The organism is Mycobacterium sp. 1274761.0 (assembly GCF_001668615.1).
GTDB lineage: Bacteria > Actinomycetota > Actinomycetes > Mycobacteriales > Mycobacteriaceae > Mycobacterium.
Map to the genome: position 1 here is coordinate 20,422 of NZ_LZMC01000079.1, position 8,085 is coordinate 28,506.

At 66.3% G+C, this 8,085-nt stretch carries 10 protein-coding genes; 7 read left to right on the forward strand and 3 right to left on the reverse strand.

The window, feature by feature from the left end; all coding sequences use genetic code 11:
* The 3 genes from A5651_RS16895 to A5651_RS16905 are packed head-to-tail and all read right to left on the reverse strand — an operon-like array spanning position 1 to position 3,451.
* Complete coding sequence (locus A5651_RS16895) at positions 1 to 1,221, reverse strand: CaiB/BaiF CoA-transferase family protein (protein WP_066983177.1); 1,221 nt, start codon at positions 1,219 to 1,221, stop codon at positions 1 to 3.
* A complete protein-coding gene (locus tag A5651_RS16900) occupies positions 1,218 to 2,303 on the reverse strand; it encodes an acyl-CoA dehydrogenase family protein (protein WP_066983180.1) in 1,086 nt (361 codons plus the stop codon). Before A5651_RS16900 ends, A5651_RS16895 begins: the two co-directional genes overlap by 4 nt.
* Positions 2,300 to 3,451: an acyl-CoA dehydrogenase family protein gene (locus A5651_RS16905; protein ID WP_066983182.1), complete on the reverse strand. Its 1,152-nt coding sequence runs from the start codon at positions 3,449 to 3,451 to the stop codon at positions 2,300 to 2,302. The genes A5651_RS16900 and A5651_RS16905 overlap by 4 nt, the downstream gene beginning before the upstream one ends.
* 136 nt (positions 3,452 to 3,587) lie before the next feature.
* Here A5651_RS16905 and A5651_RS16910 point away from each other — a divergent pair, with 136 nt between their 5' ends.
* From A5651_RS16910 to A5651_RS25500, 7 genes are all read left to right on the forward strand, one after another.
* Positions 3,588 to 4,454: a mycofactocin-coupled SDR family oxidoreductase gene (locus tag A5651_RS16910; protein WP_066983185.1), complete on the forward strand. Its 867-nt coding sequence runs from the start codon at positions 3,588 to 3,590 to the stop codon at positions 4,452 to 4,454.
* Positions 4,455 to 4,463: 9 nt separating this feature from the next.
* The gene (locus A5651_RS16915) at positions 4,464 to 4,784 is read left to right on the forward strand and encodes a hypothetical protein (RefSeq protein ID WP_066983188.1); all 321 of its coding nucleotides are present in this window, start codon (positions 4,464 to 4,466) and stop codon (positions 4,782 to 4,784) included.
* Positions 4,781 to 5,761 carry a thiamine pyrophosphate-dependent dehydrogenase E1 component subunit alpha gene (locus A5651_RS16920; protein WP_066983191.1) on the forward strand — a complete coding sequence of 327 codons (981 nt, stop codon included), beginning with the start codon at positions 4,781 to 4,783 and terminating at the stop codon, positions 5,759 to 5,761. Before A5651_RS16915 ends, A5651_RS16920 begins: the two co-directional genes overlap by 4 nt.
* A gap of 23 nt (positions 5,762 to 5,784) precedes the next feature.
* Positions 5,785 to 6,768 carry an alpha-ketoacid dehydrogenase subunit beta gene (locus tag A5651_RS16925; protein WP_369803965.1) on the forward strand — a complete coding sequence of 328 codons (984 nt, stop codon included), beginning with the start codon at positions 5,785 to 5,787 and terminating at the stop codon, positions 6,766 to 6,768.
* Complete coding sequence (locus A5651_RS16930; RefSeq protein WP_066983197.1) at positions 6,761 to 6,997, forward strand: lipoyl domain-containing protein; 237 nt, start codon at positions 6,761 to 6,763, stop codon at positions 6,995 to 6,997. The genes A5651_RS16925 and A5651_RS16930 overlap by 8 nt, the downstream gene beginning before the upstream one ends.
* A 19-nt stretch (positions 6,998 to 7,016) precedes the next feature.
* Positions 7,017 to 7,883, forward strand: a complete 867-nt coding sequence (locus A5651_RS16935; RefSeq protein WP_066983200.1) for an enoyl-CoA hydratase-related protein — start codon at positions 7,017 to 7,019, stop codon at positions 7,881 to 7,883.
* 35 nt (positions 7,884 to 7,918) lie between these two features.
* Positions 7,919 to 8,085: AMP-binding protein (locus A5651_RS25500; RefSeq protein ID WP_156663009.1), on the forward strand; the 167-nt coding region annotated here is incomplete at its 3' end.

The window sequence follows — 8,085 nt, forward strand, 5'->3', positions numbered from 1 at the left end:
CTAGAGGATCGCGCCGCTGTCCTTGGCCGCGGAGATCTCGTCCCAGTCGAGGTCGAGCTCCAGCAGGACCTCCTCGGTGTGCTGCCCGTGTTCGGGAGCGCGCGCGGCAGCTGGCGGTGTCTCGTTGAATTGCACTGGCGCTGCGACGACTCGGTATTCGACACCATTGTCGTCGACGTTGGGGATGACATACCCGTTCGGTTCCACCTGCGGATCGTTAAGGGTCTCCTTTGGCGTGGCCAGCGCCGCCCACACGCCGGGCTCGTCGGCGAGCGCCTGTTGCCAGTATGCGAGGTCCTCGCTGGCGAGCCGTTCACCGACGAGTTTGCACGCCTCCGCGGCATTGGCGATGAGATTGCTCGATGGCACGAAGCGCTCGTCGGTGGCGAGCTCCGGTAGGCCGATCCGCTGGCAGAAACCCGCCCAGAAGCGATCCGGTTGCAGGAACACCATCTGCAGCCACCGCCCGTCACGCGTCTTGTAGCGGTTCACCAGGGGGTTGATCGCCAGTCCCGGTGGTGCACCGGGGATTCCGTCGATGCCGAAAAGGTCCGCAACGGAGATCGACGGCGCGATGGTCCACATCGCCTGTGCGAGCAGCGAGGAGTCGACGACCGACGCTTCACCGGTGCGCTCGCGGTGAAACAGTGCTGCGCACACCCCTCCGGCGAGCGTGATGCCGCCTTGCAGATCACCGAAGCCCGGACCCTGCACGGCCGGTGTCTCCGTACCGAACGGCGTCAAGGTGTAGGCGACACCACCGCGGGACAGGTAGGTGGCCGCGTCGAATCCGCCTTTCTCGCGGTCGGGACCGCGAACACCGGCGCCGGTGCCTCTGGCAATGATGATGTTCGGGTTGAAGGAGCGGATGTCGTCGACGGTCAAGTGCGCCCGCTCCAGGGCGCCCGGTCGCCAATTCGTCAGGAACACATCGGCGGTGGCCAGGAGGCGGCCGAAGTACTCGCGGCCGGTGTCGGTCTTGAGGTCGATGCCGATGCTGCGCTTACCGCGGTTGCCGATCTCGAGGATGAAGTCGACGTCGGCGCGGGCGTTTTGGCGGGTGAACCCGCCGATGACCAGAGCCCGGCCGGGGTCGCCCGCCGCGACATCCTCGACCTTGATGACATCGGCGCCCCAGTCGGCCAGCGCCGCTCCTGCCGAAGGCACGTAAGTCCAGGAGGCCAGCTCAACGACCCGCACGCCGCTCAGAACTTGGCTCATTGCAACACCTTTCGATCGTTGTCGCTGACCAGATGCGTCCCGAGCTCTTCCAGGTAACGCTCGGGCGCGCCGAGGTAAGCGCTCCAGCCCAGCAGGCGCTTGAGGTAGAGGTGGGCGTCGTGCTCCCAGGTGAAGCCGATGCCGCCGAACACCTGGATCGCGGTGTCGCCGACCGAGGTCAACCGGCCTGCGAAGGCCTTCGCTCGCACCGCCGCCAGATGACGTTCGGCCGCTTCGGCCGCATCGGCGGCCCACAGCGCGTGGATGACGCCGCTGCGGGCCAGCTCGACCGCCTCGAACATGTCGACGCACAAGTGCTGGACCGCCTGGAAACTGCCGACCGGGTGGCCGAACTGCCTGCGCGTCTTGGCGTAGTCCACGGCAAGGTTCATCACCGCGGCGGCGGCCCCGAGCGCATCGGCGGCGCGGATGATCGTCATGTCGTCGACGAGCGCCGAGACTGCCTCGGCCGGGGCGTCGGCCAGTCGCGGGGCGGTCACGCCTTCGAGGAGTACGTCGAATGCCTTGTGTGTCGGGTCCACGTGCCGGCGGGGCGTCACCGTGACGCCCGCGGCCGCGGGATCCACCGCGTACAGCGCAGTGTCGCCGCCATCGTCGGCGAGCACCAGCAGCACCGCCGCCGCTGCGACGTCGGGAACCGCGGTCAGCTCACCTCGCAGCGCCCCACCGTCCACCACGGGCCGGGTACCGCCGATCCCCACCGTGGCTATCGTTGTCCCACGGGCGATTCCAGTCAGCAGGTCATCCCCGGCGCCGAGTCGCAACAGGGCACGCACGGAGCCGACTGCGCTGGACAGCCACGGTCCCGGATGAAGCGCGGCGCCCAGCTGCTCCGCCACCACACCCGCTTCGACCATCGTCATGCCGAGGCCGCCGTGTTCCTGGGGCACCAGCACACCTGTCGCGCCGAGGCTCGCAAGGCTGCGCCAGACATCGTCCGTGATGCCTGTCGGATCATCCAACAGCGGCCGAACATACGTTGCGACACAGGCCTTTTCGGCAAGAAGCTTGCGCACGGTCTCGCGCAGCGCTATCTGCTCGTCGGTGAGTTCGAGGTTCATGTTCGCGGCAATCCGAGCACCCGCGTCGCGGTGATTCCCTTGTTGATCTGGGTGGTGCCACCCGCGATCGTCAGCGAGCGCGACGACAGCCTGCGCTCCGTCCAGCGGGTAGCTGCGGGCCCGAGCACGTCGTAGGCGAGCGCGGCGAGATCCTGACCCAGCTCCGCCCACACGCTTTTGGCGAGGCTGGCCGTGCCCAGGGCATCACCGCCGTTCAGCGTGGCCGAGATCGCGCGCTTGCACACCAACTCGAGATAGTTGATCCGCACCGCGATGTCACCGAGCCTGCACAGCGTCGCACTGTCCTCGAGGACCGGTCTGCCGCCGACGGTATGGGAGGACAGATCCGCGACAAGGTCGGCGAGTTGAACTTTCAGCTGTGCATACAACCGGGCTGCGCCCGCCCGCTCGTGGCTCAGCGTGGTAGTGGCGACCTGCCAGCCACCATGGAGCGGACCGAGGAGAGCATCGGCGGGCACGCGCACGTCGGTGAAGAACACCTCCGCGAAGTCGGCGGCGCCGTTGAGCGTCACCAGCGGCCTGGCTTCGATGCCGGGCAGCGTCATGTCGACGATCAGGCAGGAGATGCCCTTGTGTTTGGGTGCTTCGATGTCGGTGCGGACATAGAGCTGGCACCAGTCGGCGCGGTGTCCGAGCGAGGTCCAGATCTTCTGACCGTTGACCACGAACACGTCGCCGTCACGTGTGGCGCGCGTGCGCAGCGAGGCCAGATCGGAACCGGCGTCGGGCTCGGACATGCCTTGGCACCAGATGTCATCGGCGCGTGCCATGCGGGGGAGCAGTGTGCGCTTCTGGGCGTCCGTCCCGTACTGCATGATCGCCGGAGCGATGTTGTTCATCCCGATCACGTTGAGCGGCACCGGAGCTCGAGCCCGCGTGGTCTCCTCGGCATAGACCAGCTGCTCCAGAACTGTCGCGCCGCGGCCGCCGTAGCCCTGCGGCCACGAGACCGCGGCCCACCCGGCGTCGGCCACCGCCGCGTCCCACGCGCGCAGCGTCTCGAAGGCGCCGGGGTCGCGGCCGCGGCGCCGGTCGGCATCGATGACGTCCTCGGTCAGGTTCGCCGACAGCCATGTGCGCAGCTCTTTCCGGAACTGCTCTACGTCCGCTGGATATGAGAAGTCCACTGGGTCCTGTTCGGGTGAGGGGCCGGATTGGTTTCTTTATAATTTTAGGTAGTATAGCTACTTCTGCGGATACGGTTTTCCGAGATAAGGACGCTGACGGGCCGCCGATGGCCGGTGGTTGTCGAAGGAGGCGGCGATGGGCAGGGTCGAGGGCAAGGTCGCTCTGATCAGTGGAGCCGCGCGCGGGCAGGGCCGATCACACGCCCAGCTGCTCGCCGCCGAGGGCGCCGACATCATCGCCGTCGACATCTGCGAGGACATCGAGACCAACGAGTATCCGCTGGCGCGGCCTGAGGATCTCGACGAGACGGCGCGGCTGGTCGAGAAGGAGGGCAGGCGCGTCCACGCCGAGACTGCCGACGTCCGCGATCGCGCCGCCCTTTCGGCCGCCATCGATCGTGGCGTCAGCGAGTTCGGCAAGCTCGACATCGTGGTTGCCAACGCGGGCATCTGCCCGCTGACCGCCGGCCTGCCGCCGCAGGCATTCGTCGATGCGGTCGACGTGGACCTTGTCGGTGTCATGAACCTCGTGCACGCCAGCATCAAGCATCTGCGGGCGGGCGCGTCGATCATCGCCACGGGTTCGGTGGCGGCATTCATGGCCACCGCGGCGAACACCGCGGGGATGGACGGCGGTCCGGGCGGCGCCGGCTATGCCTTCGCGAAACAGGTTGTCGCACACTATGTCAACGACTTAGCGAATGCGCTTGCCCCCGAGCAGATCCGAGTGAATGCGGTACATCCCACGAACGTCAACACCGACATGCTGCACAGCCCGCCGATGTATCGGGCGTTTCGGCCCGATCTGGCGAACCCGACCCGTGAGGACGCCGAGGTCGTCTTCCCGGTGATCCAGGGCTTCCCCATTCCCTACGTGGAACCCCAGGACATCAGCGAGGCGGTGCTGTTTCTGGCCAGCGACGCGGCTCGCTATGTCACCGGCCAACAGTTGCGCGTCGACGCCGGCGGCTTCCTCAAGATCAAACCGTGGGCAGGCGTGTAGGGCGCGGCCATGGCCAGAGGGATCATCTACCTGGAAACCAGGCCGGTGTCACCGGACCGCGTCGACGAGTATCACAAGTGGTACAACGACATTCATCTCGCAGAGATCTGCTCGGTCGACGGCATCGTCTCCGCGCGCCGCTTCGCTCCGACCGACGGCGAGGGCCCGTTCATCGCGATCTACGAACTCGAGTGCGACGACCTCGACGCGGTGGTGGACCGCCTCGGGGAACTCGGCAGGAGCGGCAAAATGTCCTCGCTGGAACTGCTGGACATGCAGACCCCGCCGATACCCAAGGTCTACCGCGAAATCGGGTCGTACCAGAAATGACACTCTCTCCTGATCTGCAGCGGCGCATCTACGCGTTGATGGCGTTGATGAAGGCCGCCGACGACCGGCTGTCCGCAGGCATCGGCACCGGTGAATTCATGTGCGTGTACTGGCCGTCGCGCGGCCAGGAGGCCATTGCCGCGGCGATGGGCGTCACGCTGCGCGACGACGACCAGTTGGTCACCACCTACCGCGGGCTGCACGACCTGATCGGCAAAGGTGTTCCGCTGGAAGAGATCTACGGCGAGATGATGGGCCGTACCCTCGGAGCCAGCCGCGGCAAGGGCGGCACCATGCACATCGCCAAACCCGACAGGGGCGTGATGCTTTCGACCGGCATCGTCGGGGCAGGCCCACCGGTGGGGGTGGGGCTGGCGATGGCAGCCAAACGCAAGGGCCTCGACCGGGTCACGGTCGTCAGCTTCGGCGATGGGGCGACCAATACCGGTTCGTTCCACGAGGCGGCGAACATGGCGGCGCTGTGGGATCTGCCGATGGTGTTCGTGTGCCAGAACAATCAGTATGCCGAGATGACGCCGACCGCCGACACGATGAAGCTCGAGCAGGTCGCCGACCGCGCGTCCGGTTACGGCATGCCGGGTCGACGGGTGGACGGCAATGATCCGCTGGCAGTCACCGACGCGCTGGCCGAAGCGATCGCCAAGGCGCGCAACGGAAGCGGACCGACCTTCCTCGAGTGCGTCACCTTCCGCTTTCGCGGCCACTACTTCGGTGATCGCATGACCTACATTCCAACCGAGCAGCTGGAAGCGGCGAAAGCGGCCGATCCCGTTCCCGCTTTCCGCCGCAAACTTCTCGACGACGGTGTCGCTTCAGACGACGAGCTCAGCCGCATCGACGAGGGTGCCCTGGCGGCCGTCGAGGAGGCCTTGAAAGCGGTCCTGGCTGCATCACCGCCGGCAGCCGACGAACTCGACAAAGACGTGTACGCGTGTCCGATCAAGTACCCCGTCTGAGGAAACCCGTGGACGAACAACAGATGTCGATGCGCGAGGCGCTGAATCTCGCACTCGATCAGGCGCTGGCCGCCGACGACCGGGTGTTCTTGCTCGGTGAGGATATCGCCGATCCGGGGGCCTCCGGGCCGACCGCCGGGCTCTCGACTAAATACGGCCACGATCGCGTACTGGACACGCCGATCTCGGAGGCGGCGATCGTCGGTGCGGCCATCGGCGCCGCGATCGACGGCCTCCTGCCGGTCGCCGAAATCATGATCATGGACTTCATCGGCATAGCAGCAGATCAGCTGATCAACAACGCCGCCAAGCTCCGATTCATGACCGCGGGCCGCACGACGGCGCCGATCACGGTCCGCACGCAGGTCTACGGCGGGCTGGCCACCGGAGCGACTCACTCGCAGACCCTGGAAGCCTGGTTCATGCACATTCCCGGCATGAAAGTCGTCGTGCCGTCCACGCCGCGCGACGGAAAGGGCCTGCTGGCATCGGCCATCTTCGACGAAGACCCGTGCCTGTTCGTCGAAACCATCCGGCTGCAAGCTCAGAAGGGCTCGGTGCCAATCGATCCCGATTTCCGGGTTCCACTCGGCCAGGCCGACGTCAAGCGGGCCGGCTCGGACGTCACCCTGATCAGCTATGGCCGTAGTGTGGGTGAATCATTGGCAGCCGCGCAGACATTGCAGGATCAAGGCATCAGCGCTGAGGTCATCGACCTGCGGACGCTGGTGCCGCTGGACGTCGACACGTTGGTCGAGTCGGTTCGCCGCACGGGACGAGCGGTCGTGGTCCACGATGCGGTGCAATTTGCGGGTCCCGGGGCGGAGATCGTCGCGGTATTGCAGGCCGAGTGCTTCGGAGAGCTCGCGGCGCCGATCGAACGGGTCGCGGCGAGATTCGTCCCGACGCCCGCGGCCCCGGCGCTCGAAGCCCAGATCTATCCCTCGCCGGCGCGCATCGTCGAAGCTGTGGAGCGAACGTTCGAGCGGGCGGCCGCCGGTGGCTGACTTCATCATCCGCATTCCGCGGGTCTCGGTGGCCGTCTCGGAGGCGGAGCTGACCGAGCTTCTCGTCCCGGCGGGCGAGCACGTCGAGCAGGGCACCCCGATCTACACCATCGCCACGGAGAAAGTGGAACAGGAGATCGAAGCCGGCGCATCGGGCACCGTGCAGTGGACGGGCGCAGTCGGCACAACCTACAGCATCGGCGCCGAAATCGGCGTCATCACGTCATAACGAATCATCAGGAGGGCGAATGGATCTGAACGAAACCCGAGAAAGAATCATCTATCAAAAGGACGGCCCGATCGCGAAGATCACGCTCAACTGGCCGGAGAAGGCCAACGCGCAGGACCAGAAGCTCGCCGAGGAGGTCGACGCCGCACTGCTCGACGCCGACCGCGACTACGACATCAAGGTGTTGGTGTTGAAGGCCAACGGCAAGGGGTTCTGTTCGGGGCACGCGATCGGCAACAACGCCGTCGACTATCCGGCGTTCGTCGAGGGTGCCATGAAGATGGGTCATCCGTGGAAGCCGCAGTCCGACCTTTTCGTCAAGCCGACGCTCAACCTGTGGGAGTTCTCCAAGCCGACGATCGCGCAGGTGCACGGCTACTGCGTCGGCGGCGGGACGCACATGGGGCTGACCACCGACATCGTGATCGCCTCGGAGGACGCGTACTTCTCCTACCCGCCGCTGCAGGGCTTCGGCATGCCCTCGGGTGAATGTTCGATTGAGCCTTGGGTTTTCATGAACTGGCGGCGCGCCGCGTACTACCTGTTCACCGCCGAGGTGATCGATGCCAAGAGGGCGTTGGAGGTCGGCCTGGTCAACGAGGTGGTCAAGCGTGAGGATCTCGACGACCGCGTCGACGCCATCGCACGCCACATCGCCCAGGCGCCGATGACGACCCTGCTGGCTACCAAGGCCAACCTCAAGCGCGCATGGGAACTGATGGGTATGCGGGTGCACTGGCAGAGCTCCAACGACTTGGTGGCGCTGGCATCGATCAGCAAGGATGTGCAGGAGCTCATCCAGCAGGTGTTCAAAGACAAGATTCTGCCGTCGGAGATGGCCAAGCGGCAGGCGGCGGCGTCGGACAACGGCGCGGCGGCCAGATAGGCGCGCGGTGAAGGCCGCGGACGTGAGGAGCAGGAATTAACCCGGCCGAGCACGCCGGCAGCGCTCCCGACTCGCCCGCAGTGATCGTCACCGAGGGGAGGACGATCACCTACGGCGAGCTGTTCGAGCGCAGCCAACGTGTCGCGGCCGTGTTACATGAGTCAGGGTTGCGCCGCGGCGATGGCGTCGCGCTGATCCTGCC